This is a genomic window from Actinomadura verrucosospora, assembly GCF_039540335.1.
GTDB lineage: Bacteria > Actinomycetota > Actinomycetes > Streptosporangiales > Streptosporangiaceae > Spirillospora > Spirillospora verrucosospora.
This window is the reverse complement of record NZ_BAABEV010000002.1, coordinates 210,208-224,343: the sequence shown is the minus strand read 5'-3', so window position 1 is coordinate 224,343 and position 14,136 is coordinate 210,208. Positions and strand designations below refer to the sequence as shown.

General features: G+C 73.2%; 12 protein-coding genes. 2 read left to right on the top strand and 10 right to left on the bottom strand.

Going from position 1 to position 14,136, the window contains the following annotated elements; all coding sequences use genetic code 11:
* Nucleotides 1-7 precede the first annotated feature (7 nt).
* From ABD944_RS03420 to ABD944_RS03405, 4 genes are all read right to left on the bottom strand, one after another.
* On the bottom strand, nt 8-958 hold the full coding sequence (locus ABD944_RS03420; protein ID WP_345172258.1) for an ABC transporter permease: 951 nt from the start codon (nt 956-958) through the stop codon (nt 8-10).
* Nucleotides 959-1,022: 64 nt separating this feature from the next.
* Nucleotides 1,023-3,119 (bottom strand): dipeptide ABC transporter ATP-binding protein, encoded by a 2,097-nt coding sequence (locus ABD944_RS03415; protein ID WP_345172256.1) that lies wholly within the window; start codon nt 3,117-3,119, stop codon nt 1,023-1,025.
* Nucleotides 3,120-3,285: 166 nt separating this feature from the next.
* Entirely contained in the window at nt 3,286-4,329 is a 1,044-nt protein-coding gene (locus tag ABD944_RS03410) for a dipeptidase (RefSeq protein WP_345172254.1), read from the bottom strand.
* Nucleotides 4,326-5,711, bottom strand: a complete 1,386-nt coding sequence (locus ABD944_RS03405; protein WP_345172252.1) for a serine hydrolase domain-containing protein — start codon at nt 5,709-5,711, stop codon at nt 4,326-4,328. Before ABD944_RS03405 ends, ABD944_RS03410 begins: the two co-directional genes overlap by 4 nt.
* Nucleotides 5,712-5,972: 261 nt before the next feature.
* On the opposite strand from ABD944_RS03405, the gene ABD944_RS03400 reads away from it, so the two are divergent.
* Together ABD944_RS03400 and ABD944_RS03395 are read left to right on the top strand one after the other, a co-directional pair.
* The gene (locus ABD944_RS03400) at nt 5,973-6,368 is read left to right on the top strand and encodes a rhodanese-like domain-containing protein (protein ID WP_345172249.1); all 396 of its coding nucleotides are present in this window, start codon (nt 5,973-5,975) and stop codon (nt 6,366-6,368) included.
* Nucleotides 6,365-6,973 (top strand): carboxymuconolactone decarboxylase family protein, encoded by a 609-nt coding sequence (locus ABD944_RS03395; protein WP_345172247.1) that lies wholly within the window; start codon nt 6,365-6,367, stop codon nt 6,971-6,973. Before ABD944_RS03400 ends, ABD944_RS03395 begins: the two co-directional genes overlap by 4 nt.
* Before the next feature lie 9 nt (nt 6,974-6,982).
* Here ABD944_RS03395 and ABD944_RS03390 read toward each other — a convergent pair whose 3' ends face one another.
* The 6 genes from ABD944_RS03390 to ABD944_RS03365 are packed head-to-tail and all read right to left on the bottom strand — an operon-like array spanning nt 6,983 to nt 14,082.
* Complete coding sequence (locus ABD944_RS03390) at nt 6,983-9,472, bottom strand: ATP-binding protein (protein ID WP_345172245.1); 2,490 nt, start codon at nt 9,470-9,472, stop codon at nt 6,983-6,985.
* Nucleotides 9,473-9,526: 54 nt separating this feature from the next.
* Nucleotides 9,527-10,516 (bottom strand): M24 family metallopeptidase, encoded by a 990-nt coding sequence (locus ABD944_RS03385; RefSeq protein ID WP_345172243.1) that lies wholly within the window; start codon nt 10,514-10,516, stop codon nt 9,527-9,529.
* Nucleotides 10,513-11,460 carry an ABC transporter ATP-binding protein gene (locus ABD944_RS03380; RefSeq protein WP_345172241.1) on the bottom strand — a complete coding sequence of 316 codons (948 nt, stop codon included), beginning with the start codon at nt 11,458-11,460 and terminating at the stop codon, nt 10,513-10,515. Before ABD944_RS03380 ends, ABD944_RS03385 begins: the two co-directional genes overlap by 4 nt.
* Nucleotides 11,457-12,233 (bottom strand): ABC transporter ATP-binding protein, encoded by a 777-nt coding sequence (locus tag ABD944_RS03375; protein WP_345172239.1) that lies wholly within the window; start codon nt 12,231-12,233, stop codon nt 11,457-11,459. The genes ABD944_RS03380 and ABD944_RS03375 overlap by 4 nt, the downstream gene beginning before the upstream one ends.
* Nucleotides 12,230-13,075 carry an ABC transporter permease gene (locus tag ABD944_RS03370; protein ID WP_345172237.1) on the bottom strand — a complete coding sequence of 282 codons (846 nt, stop codon included), beginning with the start codon at nt 13,073-13,075 and terminating at the stop codon, nt 12,230-12,232. Before ABD944_RS03370 ends, ABD944_RS03375 begins: the two co-directional genes overlap by 4 nt.
* Nucleotides 13,072-14,082 carry an ABC transporter permease gene (locus ABD944_RS03365; protein WP_345172235.1) on the bottom strand — a complete coding sequence of 337 codons (1,011 nt, stop codon included), beginning with the start codon at nt 14,080-14,082 and terminating at the stop codon, nt 13,072-13,074. The genes ABD944_RS03370 and ABD944_RS03365 overlap by 4 nt, the downstream gene beginning before the upstream one ends.
* Nucleotides 14,083-14,136 lie beyond the last annotated feature (54 nt).

Genomic DNA, 14,136 nt, shown 5'->3' with positions numbered 1-14,136 from the left:
CGTGAGGTCACTTTCTCAGCTCGATCCGCCGGTCGGCCGCCGCGACCACGAGGTCGGCGACGAAGTTGCCGGCCACGGTCAGGACGCCGCCGATGAGGGTGTAGGCGAGGAGCACCGGGTAGTCCTCGCGTTGCAGGCTGTTGAGGAACAGCAGGCCGAGGCCGGGGTAGTTGAAGAGCGACTCGACGATCAGGTTGCCCGCCAGGAGCGCGGGGACGAGCGTGCCGACCAGCGTGATCAGCGGCAGGCAGGCGTTGCGCAGCAGATGGCGCGTCAGGATCAATCGCTCGGGGAGTCCCTTGGCCCGCGCGACCCTGATGTAGTCCTGGCCGAGCTGGTCCAGGGCCGAGGAGCGCTGGTACTGGGAGAAGATCGCGACGCTGGTGGCGGCGAGCGTGATGACGGGAAGCGCCATGGCCCGCGGATCGGTGAACACCACCCAGGGGGAGTGCGACTGGGACGCCTCGGCCGGGAAGACGGGCAGGGACTGGCTGAAGACGGCGATCAGCATCAGCCCGAGCAGGAACGACGGCGTCGCGTACAGCACGTACGACGCCGCCGTGGCGACCCGGTCGATGACGCCGTTGCGCCTGACGGCCTGCAGGATGCCGAGCGGGACGGCGATCAGGAGCGCGAGGACGAGGCCGGCCAGCGAGAGCATCGCGCTGCGGCCGACGTTCCGCTGCAGCAGGGTCCCGACGTCCGCGTTCAGCTTGTACGACCTCCCCAGGTCTCCGTGCAGGAGCTGACCGAGGTAGCTGAGGTACTGCATGACGACCGGGCGGTCGAACCCGTGCGACCGGTTGAAGTCCGCCACCGCCTCGGGCGAGGCGCGCTGGCCCAGGACGACGCGCCCCGGGCTGTCGGAGACGAGGTGCAGGAGGAAGAACACGACCGCGGAGATCCCGAGCAGGACGAGGAGCGAGATCGCCACGCGCCGGACCACGTACCAAGTCATCTGTGCGAATCCCCTTTCGGCGAGGTCTGCGAGCGCGTCTCCGCTGGTGCGTACCGGTGACGGATCATCGGGTCGTCAGCTCCGCGGGCTGCTGCAACGGGTGGTGGCAGGCGACCTGGTGCGTGTCGGTGACCGGCTCCAGGAGGGGCTCCGTCTCCGCGCACAGATCGGTCGCCAGCGCGCACCGGGTGCGGAACCGGCAGCCGCTCGGCGGGTCGATGGGGCTCGGCGGCTCGCCGCGCGCCCGCGCGCCCGCAGGCGCTCCTGGAGGCGCCTCCGGGTGCGCCTCCAGGACCGCCGCGAGCAGCCCCGCGGTGTAGGGATGCGCGGCGGCGCCGTACACCTCCTCGGTGGTCCCGGTCTCGACCAGCTTGCCCAGGTACATGACTCCGACCCGGTCGGCCAGGTACCGCACGACCGCGAGGTCATGGGAGATCACCACGCTGCTGAGCCCGCGCTCGATCTGGACGCGGCGCATGAGGTTGAGGACCTGGGAGCGGATGGAGACGTCCAGCGCGCTGACCGGCTCGTCGGCGACGAGCACCTTCGGGTCCAGGGCGAGCGCGCGGGCCAGGCCCACGCGCTGCCGTTGCCCGCCGGAGAGTTCGTGGGGGTAGCGCTCCATGACGCTCGCGGGCAGGCCCACGTCGCGCAGCAGCTCGCGAGCGCGAGCGGTCCTCTCGGCGCGCCTGCCGACGCCCTGGATCGCCAGGGGTTCGCGCAGGATCCTGCCGATGCGCATCCGGGGGTCGAGGGAGGCGTTCGAGTCCTGGAACATCATCTGCAGCTGGGTGCGGCGCGGTCCGAGGGCCCGTGCGCTCAGCCCGGTGACCGGTTCGCCATCGAAGATCACCTCACCGGAGGTGGGCCGGTCCAGGGCCACGAGCATCCTTCCCAGGGAGGACTTGCCGCAGCCCGACTCTCCGACGAGGCCGAACGTCTCGCCCACCGCCACGTCGAAGCTCACGCCGGAGACCGCCTTCACGGTCCGGCGGCCGCCGAAGAGACCGCCGCCGCCCGCCGGGTGCTCGCGCCTCAGGTCGACGACGCGCAGCCGCGGCGCGGCCCCCGGCTCGGGGAGGGACTCCGGCGGAGCGGCGAACCGGGCGCGGACCCTGGCCGCCGGACCGGAGGGCGGATGCCAGCACGCATGGGCATGGCCGTCCTCCTCCACCGACGGCGCCGGCCGCTCCTCGCGGCAGCGGTCCGTCGCGGCGTCACAGCGCGGCGCGAAGGGGCAGCCCGCCTGGGCCGCGGTCAGGTCCGGCGGCGCGCCCGCGATGCTGAACAGCTCTTCCCGCCGGTCCTGGGTCAGCGAGGGGATCGAGGACAGCAGCGCGTGCGTGTAGCGATGCCGCGTCCGCCGGAAGAGCGCGCGGGTCGGCCCGGACTCGGCCATGCGCCCGCCGTACATCACCCCGACGCGGTCGGCGTGCCGGGCGATCACCCCCATGTCGTGCGTGATGAGGATCATCGACATGCCCAGCCGGGACCTGAGGTCGTCGAGGAGATCGAGGATCTCCGCCTGGATCGTGACGTCGAGCGCCGTCGTCGGCTCGTCGGCGATGACGACCCGCGGCTCGCAGACCAGCGCCATCGCGATCATCACGCGTTGCCGCATGCCGCCCGAGAGCCGGTGCGGATGGTCGTCCATCAGCTCGGCCGGCCGCGGCAGCCCGACCAGGGCGAGCATCTCCTCGGCCCTCCCGCGCGCGGCCCGCTTCGACGCGCCGTGGTGCAGGCGCACCGGTTCGGCGACCTGCTCCCCGATGCGCCGGGTCGGGTTCAACGCGGTCATCGAGTCCTGGAACACCATCGCGACGTCGTTGCCGCGAACGGCCCGGTACCGCGCCGCGGGAAGCCCGACGAGCTCCTCGCCGCCCAGGTCGATCGACCCGCTGGTCACCCGGCCCCCCGGGGGCAGCATGCCCATGACCGCGAGACCGGTCATGGACTTGCCGGACCCGGTCTCGCCGACGATCCCCAGGGTCTCCCCGCGGTTCAGGACCAGGTCGACGTCCGAGACGGGCCGGACGACCCTTTCGCCGCGCCGGATCTCGACCGACAGATCCCGGATCGTCAGTACGCGATCGGCGTTCGCGGGCCCACGCGCGTTCTCGGAGCCATCGGTCGTGTGCGCGGCAGCGCTCTCCTTAGCCACCCGACGATACTGGGACGCAAACCCCTGGCGGCGTTTGTAGCGCGCATCGAACATTCAGGCCCGCGTTCGTCCGTCCGCACGAACTGATCACCGCCGTGAGGGCGGCTGGGAGCATACGGAACCGACCGAGCCGGACGCATCGGCATGCGCCCTCCACGCACAGGGCTCAGGCGGTGGCGACGGCGGCGGGCCGGCCGAGCTCGGTTCGCAGCAGCCGCCGCACGTTCTCGCCGAGGACCGCGACGATGGCGTCCTCCGGCCAGCCACGGCGTTGCAGTGCCTCGGTGACCAGCGGCATCCCCGCCGGCCCCTCCAGGCCGGGCAGGTACGCGTCGGCGGGCACCCCTTCGACGAAGGCGCGCTCGCAGCACGGTGGAGTGGTGTCGGCGAGCACCTCCTTGACGAAGTCGGGGCCGAGGCCGACGTGCTCGACGCCGGCCACGCCGGCGACGTGCTCCAGGTGGTCGATCAACCGGTCGATCGAGTGGTCGTCCTCGTGGAGGAACGGAGCGAAGAAGTTGACGCACACGAGGCCGCCGCCCGCGGCGATGCCCCGGATCTGCTCGTCCGTGAGGTTGCGGTGGTGGTCGAGGAGCGCCCGCGCGGAGGAGTGCGTCGCGATCACCGGCCGCGAGGCCAGCTCCAGGACGTGCCCGACGCCGGCGGCGCCGAGGTGGCTGACGTCGAAGAGCATGCCGATGCGCTCCATCTCGGCCAAGGCCGCGACCCCGGCGCGGGTGAGCCGGCCACCGGTCCGGTCCTCCCCGCTGCCGTCGGCCAGTGCCGTGCGGCCGAAGTGCGCCAGGGACGCGATCCTGACGCCCAGCCGGAACAGGGTCTCCAGCAGCTCGACGTCCTCGCCCACGCCGGGAGCGCTCTCCAGCGCCAGGACCAGGGCGATCCGGTCCTCCGCGAGGACGCCGTCGACCTGCGCGCCGTCGCGGCACAACGCGACCTCGTCGCTGTTTCCGGCCGCGAGCCGGTGCGCAGCCTCGATCATGCGGAGCGTCCGGCGCAGCGCGCCCTCGGGGCGGAACGGGTCCTCGATGAACACCGGCAGCGTCACCAGGTTCACCCCGCCGGACCGCAACTGCGGCAGCCAGCGCTCCCGGAAGAACTCCGCCCAGCGGTCGACCGGCCTGGCGACCACCGCGCAGAGCAGGTCGTTGTGCATGTCGGCGACGAAAGCGCGCCGGTGCAGGCCGTTCACGCCGGCACGCGCCTGTCGGCTCGGCCGTTGTGCAGATACATCGCGTGCCCCTTGCCGTCGTCGCCGAGGAAGGCGAGCGGGGCGCGGACGCCGCGCTCGGGCTCGACCGGGAGCAGCGCATCGCCGCGCCAGGCGACCAGTTCCGTCCGGTACGGCGCGTCGTCCAGCTCGGCGGTGATCCCGGTGGGGACGCGCTCCAACCAGAGCCGCCCCTCCTCGTCCTGGCTCACCGTGGTCTCACTGGTGCTCGACGTGTAGGTGCCGACGTAGCGGAACGCGTCCAGCGGAGGCGCGGATGGATCGGGCGTCGGCTGCCCCGGCGGTTCGACACCGCCGAGCTCCCGGAGCACACGACCCGCGATCTCGGTGTACACCCGCCGCGGCGAGCCGCCATTGGTGACGATCGCCACCGCCACGTCGCGCCCCGGCACCACGCGCAGGAACGCCGACTGGCCGATGGTGTTGCCGTCGTGGCCGAAGACCCGGCCGCCCGGGAGGTCGAAGAGCTCCCACCCCAGGCCCCAGGCAGTGCCCTGGTCGATGTCGGGCAGTCCGATCTGGGGCTGCTGCATGGCCCTGACGCTCGCGGGGCTCAGCACGGAGCCGCCCTCCGGGCCGAGCCCTCCGGCGAGATGCATGCGGGCGAAGGCCAGCAGGTCGCGAGGGCGCATCGCCAGCATCGACCCGGCCGGCGCGTTCGAGCGCGCCAGCGCCCAGACCCGGGCGGGCCCGAGCGGGCCGCCCGGCGTCTGCTCGACGTGTCCCACCGCCGCTCGGTGAATGATCGCCTCGTAGGGGTCGTTCGCGGCGTGGGTCAGGCCCAGCGGCACGAACAGGTGCGTCCTCATGCAGGCGTCGAACGGCTTCCCGCGAACGACCTCGACGATCCGGCCGAGGACGCAGTAGGCGGCGTTGTTGTACGAGAACATCTCGCCGGGCTCGAACAGCTGCGGCACCTCGTGCAGGACGCCCAGGTACTTCTCGACGCAGTCGTCGCCCTTGCCCGTGTCGGTGAAGATGTCGCCCTCGAAACCCGCGACATGGCACATCAACTGACGCACGGTGATCCGCTCCGCCGCGCGCTCGTCGGCGATACGGAACTCGGGGAGGTAGGTCCGCACCGGAGCGTCGAGGTCCAGCCTCTCCTCGTCGACCAGCTGCATGGCCAGCGTCGCGGTCAACACCTTCGTGATCGAGCCGATCTGGAAGAGGGAGTCGACCGTCGCCTCGACGCCGGTGGCCGTGTTCAGCACCCCGGCGGCGGCGTCGACCGTCTCGCCGCCCGCGCAGACCGCCACCGCCGCCCCGGGCACCCGGTTCTCGGCGAGCAGGTCCGCCAACCGGTGTCGCAGCCACGCACCGATCTCGTCCAGTTTCGACACTGGTGTCCTCCCCGCTCGACTCCGGACGAGCATAGGGCCGGCGGGACCGGCGCTCTTCGTTCGCCGCCACCACGAGCGGCGCACCGGTTCGTGGGCACGGCCAAGCCCCCTGCGAGCCCCGGCGCAGAACAATGGCCGGAAAGGGCGGGGTGCGGGCTTGGCGGCCTCCCCGGACGCGTCTCCGTACTGAGCACGGATGTGCGTTCTGCCGGGGCCCTGTCGGATGGGAGGCAAGGACACCCGAGAGTTCGAGGTGAGGCAATGAGCAGTTCCGTCCGGCAGCTGGTGACCCGCGCGCGAGACGAGGTGCGCAACATGTCGGTGCCGGAGGTCGCCGACGCGCTGGAAGGCGGCGGGGTGACGCTGGTCGATCTCCGCGAGCCCGACGAGGTCCGGCGCGAGGGCGCCATCCCGGGCGCGGTTCCGGCGCCCCGCGGAATGCTGGAGTTCTGGGCGGACCCCGCCAGCCCGTACCACCGCGAGGAGTTCGTCCCCTCCGCGCGGACGATCCTCTACTGCGCCTCCGGCGGCAGGTCGGCGCTGGCCGCGCAGACGCTGCAGGAGCTCGGCTACACCGACGTCGCGCATCTCGACGGCGGGCTGGCCGCCTGGAAGGAGCAGGGCCGGCCGGTCACCTTCGAGGCGGGACAGCGGTGAACGCGGCCGGCTTCCTCGCCGCCCCTCCCCTGACCGACGAGGCGCTGCGCATGTTCGACGAGGACATCGCCGACACCGGCCACGTCATGAACAACTCCAGGCTGTGGGCCCACCGGCCCCGTCTCGCCGCCGGGCTCTCCGAGCTGCTCGGGGAGGCCGGCGCGGCAGCCGGGCTCGACTTCCGCGCACGCGGCGTCCTCATCGCCGCGTGCGCCTCTGCCGCCGGCGACTCCTACTGCGCACTGGCCTGGGGCTCCCGGCTGGCGGAGGCGAGCGACGCGGACACGGCCGCCGCCGTGCTCCGCGGCACCGACACCGGGCTGACCACCCGGGAACGGGCCTTGGCCGGTTGGGCGCGGAAGGTCGCCCGCAGGCCCCACGGCACCGTCGCGGAAGACGTCCAGGAGTTGCGCGACGCCGGCTGGGACGATGCCCAGATATTCGCGATCACGGTGTTGGCGGCCTTGCGCATCGCGTTCTCGGCCGTCAACGGCGCGCTCGGCGCACGTCCGGACGCCGCCTTCCACGCCACCGCTCCCCCGGCCGTCCTCGACGCCGTGGACTATGGCCGTCCGATCGAGGACGAGACCTCGAAGCTCGGCTGACCGGAGCGTTCACAGCGAGCGCAGCGCGGTGAGCGGGGTGCTCCGGCCGGTGGCGAGGGCCATGGCGAAGCCGTCGGGCCCGAGGCGTTCGCGGAGGGCGGCCCGGAGCGGCTCCGGGCTTTCGAGAGGCGCCGGGACGAGGTTCTCGACGGCGCCCAGCAGGACCGCGGCGCGGTCGGGCCGCCCGGTCGCGTGGTCGGCTCCGGCGAGCAGGAGCAGGCTCGTCACGAGCACGTTCCGGTCGCCGAGACCGACGGCGATCTCCAGGGCCTCGGCGAGGCGCCGCCGGGCCCGCCGGTGGTCTCCGGCGGCCGCCGCGGCGCCGCCGAGGCCGTGGAGGCACCGTGCCGCGCAGCGCAGGTCGCCGATCTGACGGAACTCGGAGAGCAACCGGACGAACCGGGGTTCGGCGGCGGCGTGGTCCTCGCGCGCCTGGTCGAGGCGGGCGAGCGCGACCTCGGCGTGCAGGCGCTCGTGCTCGTTGCCGCTGGTCCCGGCCAGCCGGCCGGCCTCGGCCAGCCAGGTCGCGGCCTCGTCGAGACGGACGCGGTCCTCGATCGCGACATTGGCCATGTGGAAGAGGCAGTTGGAGCGCTTGACCGGGTTGTGGAGGCGATCGAAGAGGTCGGCGGCATCCGCCAGCCGGGCCAGGGCGGCCGGGGCGTCCGGCACGGACAGCCCGAGGCGGAACAGCGCCAGCGCGCGATGCCAGTCGTCGCCCAGCCGCTCGAAAAGGGAGACGGCCCGTTCGAGGACCCCGACCTCGCTGCCCCGCGCCACCACCGCCGCCCTCGCCGTCCAGCCGAGGGCGAGCAGGGCCAGCGCCCGGTCCTGCGCCGGGGCGCTCCCGGCACGCTCATACGCCTGCTCGGCGAACCCCCGCGCCCGTTCGGTGTCCTGGTAGTCGAACAGGATCGCGCAGGTGATCGCGGCTCGGACGCCCAGCGAGCCTCGCGGAAGGGGATGTGCGAGCAGCGTGTCAAGCCAGTCGAAGAGCTCGCCGCGGGCGCCGAGCACCTCCCAACCGGTGCCGATCCCGGCGAGGAACTCCCACGCGAGCGTCGTGTCCTGCCGCTGGAGAGCCCATCGCATCCCGGCCCGCAGGTCCGCCCAGTGGCGCCCGAACCAGCGGAGCGCGGCGGCCTGGTCGCGCCCGCAGAGGTCGGTCAGCGCGGCCACCCCCTGCCCCAGGTGGTGCCGGGCGTGCTGTTCCCGTGCCCGATCGGCCGTCCCGCTCGCCTCGAGCCGCCGGAGCGCGAACTGGCGGACGCTGTCGAGCAGGCAGTACTCGGTCCTCTCGTCCTGCCGCCGGCGCGAGATCAACGAGCGGTCCAGGAGGCGCGGGAAGACCTGGACGAGGGCGGCCCCGCTCAGCGGCGGGTAGCCGAGGATCCGGGTCGCGGTGTCATAGTCGAACGTGGCCGGAAACACCGAGCAGCGTTCGAACAGCACCCGCTCCTCGCCGCTCAGGAGCTCGTAGCTCCAGTTCAGCGCCTCCTCCAGGGTGCGGTGCCGGGCCGGTGCCCCGCGCGCCCCGTCGGTCAGCAGCGCGAACCGGTCGTCGAGCCGGGCCCGCAGCTCCGCCGCGGAGAACACGCGGGTCCGGGCGGCCGCGAGCTCGATCGCCAGCGGCAGGCCGTCCAGCCGGCGGCAGATCACCGCCACGTGCCGGGCGTTCTCCGAGGTGACCTCGAAACCGGGGGACACCGCGGCGGCGCGGTCGGCGAACAGCCGCGCGGACGCCGCGCTCAGCACGGCCGCCGGGTCGTCGCCCTCTTCGGGGACCGGCAGCGGCGGGATCTCGTACACGACCTCCCCCGCCACCCGCAGCGGCCCGTGGCTGGTGGCCAGCACGTGAAGGCCGCGGGTGGTGGCCAGCAGATCCGCGAGCAACGCCGCCGCGCCCTCGGCCACGTGCTCGCAGTTGTCGACGAGGAGCCAGTGCCGCCCCTTCGCGAGCGCGGCACGGATCTGGGCGCGCGAGCCGTCGCCCTCCCCGGCGAGGAGTCCGAGCGCGTCGGCGAACTCCCGTTCCGCGCTCCGGCCGGGCGCGGCTCGGGCGAAGTCGACCAGGACCGCGGGCGGCAGTGCGGTCGCCAGGTCCGCCAGCCGCAGCGCGAGCCGGGTCTTGCCGGTCCCGGCGGGCCCCGTCAGCGTCAGCAGCCGGTGGGAGCCGACGAGCCGGCGCAGGTCGTCGATCTCCCGGTCCCGTCCGACGAACGAGGACAGCGGCCTGGGCAGGGCGGCGGCGTCCCGGAGCGCCTTCAGCCGCTCCGCCGCCTCGACCAGGATCAGCCGGTTCGGCGAGGCTCGCCGGTCCGGGCCGCCGAGCTTGCGGAGGAGGTCCGACACGTGGCTCTCCACGGTCCGCTCCGACACGTGCAGGACGTCGGCGATCTCCTGGTTGTGCAGGCGGTCCCCGACGAGCCAGAAGATCTCCAGCTCGCGGGGCGTCACCCCCGCCGCCCGCAGCTCGTCCGGAAAGACGTCCGATCCCACCCCTTGGAGTATCCCGTCATCGGCGGACGAGTCCACCCGGGGATCACGGCACGTTCAGCGGTCGGTGACGATGAGCAGGCGCGGGCTCTGGTTCAGGCGGCGGGCTCCGACGTCGGTGCAGACGACGACGTCCTCGATCCGCGCGCCGTACAGTCCCGGAAGGTAGATGGCGGGCTGGACGGACACGGTCATGCCGGGCTCGATGACGGTCCGGTCCTCCGACGTCAGGTAGGGCGGTTCGAACTGGTCGAGCCCGACCCCGTGGCCCGTGCGATGGACGAAGAACAGCCCGTATCCGCTGGCCGCGATGGCGGCGCGGCAGACCTCGTCGATCTCGGCGGCGGTGACGCCGGGGCGCACCGCCTCGCAGGCGGCGCTGTGGACGGCGAGCACGACGGAGTACATGGCCTCGAAGTCCTCGGGCGGCTCGGCGACGACGAACATCCGGGTGATGTCGGAGCAGTAGCCCTCGTGCCGTCCCCCGATGTTGACCAGCACCGCGTCGCCCGGGTTGATCACCCGTTCGGTGGGCCGGTGGTAGGGCGCGGCGGAGTGCTCCCCCGCCGCGACCGTGACGAGCGTGACCTCGTCGTGGCCGGTCTCCAGCAGAAGCAGGCGCAGCAGCCGCGCCATCTCCCGTTCGGTGGCGCCGGACCAGCGGAGTTCGGAGGCCATCGCCACGGCGCGGTCGGCGGCGACGGCCGCGCGCTCCATGGCCGCGATCTCCGCGTCGGACTTGCGCATCCGGAGCGGGGCGATGAGCGGCTCGGCCGAGGCGAACAGGGTCTGCGGGCCCAGCCGTTCCTGGATGGACAGCAGCTCATGCGCGGGCATCTGGGGATCGATGGCGACCCGCGCGCCCACCGGGATCAGGGACGAGGCGTCGGGGACGTGCTCGGGCGGGCCGTCCGGCGTGATGACGAGGAAGCCGTGCGGCGCCGGGCCGGCCAGGTACCGCAGGTTCGAGGAGGGCCGCAGGACGAGCACGTCCACGCCGTGCTCGATCATGCGGGCCCGCACCCGCTCCACGCGATCGTCGCTCATTCCGGCGCCGAGTCGTAGAGCCAGCAGGCCACCCCGCGCTCCTGCACCGGCTCACGCTTCGAGCAGATCTCCATGGCGTGGGGACAGCGCGGGTGGAAGCGGCACCCGGACGGCGGCGACGCCGGGTCCGGCACGTCGCCGGGCAGCTCGGCGGGGAGCGTGCCCGCCCCGTCCGGCGCGGGGATGGCGGCGAGCAGGGCCCGGGTGTAGGGGTGCTGCGGGTCGGCCCAGACCTCGGCGGTCCGGCCGATCTCGACGATCTTGCCCAGGTACATGACCGCGATCCGGTCGGCGATCATCCGGACGACCGACAGGTCGTGGCTGATGAAGAGCAGCCCCGCCCCCGACTCCACGGTCAGTGCCCGCATCAGCCCCGCGACCTGCGCCTGCGCGGAGGCGTCCAGCGCGGAGATCGGCTCGTCGCCGATCAGCAGGGAGGGCTGGGCGGCCAGGGCGCGGGCGATGGCGATGCGCTGCCGCTGCCCGCCGGAGAACTCGTGCGGGTAGCGGGCGGCCATGTCGGCCGACAGCCCGACCCGCTCCAGCAGCTCGCCCGGGGTCGGGCCGCCGCGGCGGCCGTCGGCGATCTGGCCGCCGACCCGGCGGCGCGGGTTCAGCGACGCGAACGGGTCCTGGAAGACCATCTGGATCCGGGTCAGCGCGGGGTCGCGGCGGCGCAGGCCGAGCGGCGTCACCGGGCGGCCCTCGAAACCGATGGAGCCGCCGGACGGGCGGATGATCCCGCAGATGGCGCGGGCCAGCGTGGACTTCCCGCAGCCCGACTCGCCGACGAGGCCGACGACCTCCCCGGGCGCGACGGTCAGGTCGACGCCCGCCACCGCCCGCACCGGGGGCCGGTCCGGGCTGCGGTGGTCCACCACCAGGTTCTCGACGGACAGCAGCGAGGTGTCGGGCGCCGGCTCGGCGCCGTCCGGCAGGCTCATGAGGTGCTCCGCTCCGGCAGGGCGTCCAGCAGCATTCGGGTGTACTCGTCGGTGGGCTCGCGCATGACCTGGGCGCGCGCGCCGGTCTCGACCAGCAGGCCCGCCCGCATCACGCTGATCGTGTCGGCCACCGCGGACATGACGCCGAGGTCATGGGTGACCAGCAGGACGGCGAGCCCGAGCTCGTCGCACAGGCCGCGCAGGAGGCGCAGGACGCCGGCCTGGACGGTCACGTCGAGCGCGGTGGTCGGCTCGTCGGCGATCAGGACCTTGGGGTCGCAGGCCAGCGCGGCCGCGATCGCGATGCGCTGGCGCATGCCGCCGGAGAACTGGTGCGGGTACCGCCGGAAGGCGCCGTCGGCGTCCGGGATGCGCACCCTGGTCAGCAGTTCGACCGCGCGGCGGCGCGCCTCGGCCTTGTCCAGCTTCAGATGGTGGCGCATGTGGTCGGTGAGCTGGCGGCCGATCGTGAGCATGGGGTGCAGGCTCGTCGACTGGTCCTGGAAGACCATGCCGATCTCGCTGCCGCGCAGCGCGTTCATCTTCTTGGACGGCAGGGACAGCAGGTCGGTCCCGTCGAACAGGATCCGCCCGCCGGTGCGCGCGCCGTGCGGAAGCAGTCCCATGACCGCCATCCCGGTCATGGTCTTCCCGGAGCCGCTCTCGCCCGCGAGCCCGTGGATCCGGCCCGGCTCCAGGGCGAGGTCGATCCCCCGGATGATCTGCCGTCCCCCCAGCTCGACGGTGAGCCCCTCGATGTTCAGCAAGGTCACAGCGCCCGCTCCTTGATCGCCCGTGCGGTCCGCGGGTCGAGTGCGTCGCGCATCGTGTCACCGAGGAAGTTGAAGGCCAGCACCACCGTCAGGATGGCGAGGCCGGGGAACACGCCGACCCACCACTTGTCGAACACGTGCGTGGCCGACGCCACCATGGAGCCCCACTCGGCGGTGGGCGGCTTGGCGCCGAGCCCCAGGAACGACAGCCCCGACAGCAGCAGGAGCTGGGTGCCGATGTCGAGGGTGGCCAGCACCAGGACGGGGCCGGTCACGTTCGGCAGCACGTCGGTGCGCAGCGAGCGCCACGCGGAGAACCCGAGCAGCCGCCCGCTGATCACGAACTCGCGGGACCGGATGCCGAGCACCAGGCCGCGGGTGACCCGGGCGTACGCGGGCCAGGACACGACGAGCACGGCCAGCACCGCGTTGCGCAGACTCGCGCCGAGCGAGGCCGCCACGGCCATCGCGAGGATGACGGTGGGGAACGCGAACACCAGGTCCGCCACCCGCATGATCGTCTCGTCCAGCCAGCGGCCGAAGTAGCCGGCGCACGCCCCCAGCAGCCCGCCGATGACGACGGACATCGCCACCAGCAGCAGCGTGAGCGGGATGGACAGGCGCGCGCCGAACAGCACCCGGCTGAGGACGTCGCGGCCGAGTTCGTCGGTGCCGAACCAGTGCGCTCCGCTCGGCGCCTGGAGCCGAGGGAACTCCTGGCTCAGCGGGTCGTGCGGCGCGAGCAGCGGCGCGGCGAGCACCACGACCAGCCATGCCGCCGCGACGACGAGGCCGACGACGGCGAGCGGCTTGCGCCACGCCTCCGGCACCCTGCGGCTCACGTGTGCCTCACTCTTGGGTCGATGACGCCGTACAGCATGTCCACCACCAGGTTGACCACCACGTAGATCACGCCCACCACGAGACCGACGCCCATCACGGCGGGCAGGTCGAGGGTGGTCGCGCTCTTGTACGCGTACTCGCCGACGCCGGGCCAGGCGTAGATCGCCTCGACGAGCACGGTGCCGGACAGCAGGCTGCCGAAGGCCAGCCCCGCGACCGTGATGACCGGCACCAGCGCGGAGCGCAGCGTGTACCGGAACAGGACGGTGCCGGCGGGCAGCCCCTTGGCCCGGGCGGCCCGCACGTAGTCCTGGCCGAGCACCTCCAGCACGGCCGACCGCGTGAACCTCGTGAGCAGGCCGATCGTGTACGCGGCGAGCACCAGCGCGGGCAGCACGAGGTGGCCGGCGGCGCTGGCGAACACGTCCCACTGGCCGGCGAGCGCGGCGTCCACCGTGTACAGGCCGGTGGTGTGCGGGGGCGGCGCCATGGCCGGGGAGAGCCTCCCGGAGCCCGGCGCCAGCCCGAACTTGTAGAAGAAGAGGTAGAAGGCCAGCAGCGCCAGCCAGAACGTCGGCACCGACACGCCCGCCAGGCTGGTCACCCGCAGGAACTGGTCCACGAACCGGTCCCGGCGCAACGCCGCGATCACTCCGAACGCGACGCCGAGCAGGAGCGACACCAGCAGCGCCGAGCCGGCCAGCTCGAACGTCGCGGGGACGAACTCCCGCAGGTCGTCGGCGACCGGCCGGTGGCTCTGCTGCGACTCGCCGAGGTCCCCGCGGACGAGGTTGCCCATGTAGGTCGCGTACTGCACGGGCAGCGGCTTGTCGAGGCCGTGCTCCTCCCGGAACTGCTGGACGATCGCCGGGTTGGCGAGCGCCTGCTGGCCGAGGTTCGCGGTGGCCGGGTCGCCGGGCACCATGTTGGTCAGGATGAAGGTGACCAGGGTGACCCCGACGGCCAGCAGTACGGAGACCGCCAGCCGCCGGGCCAGGAATCGCATCAGCGGATGCCGCGACCACCACCGGGCGCCGGGTGGCCGGCGGCCCTCGGTCGT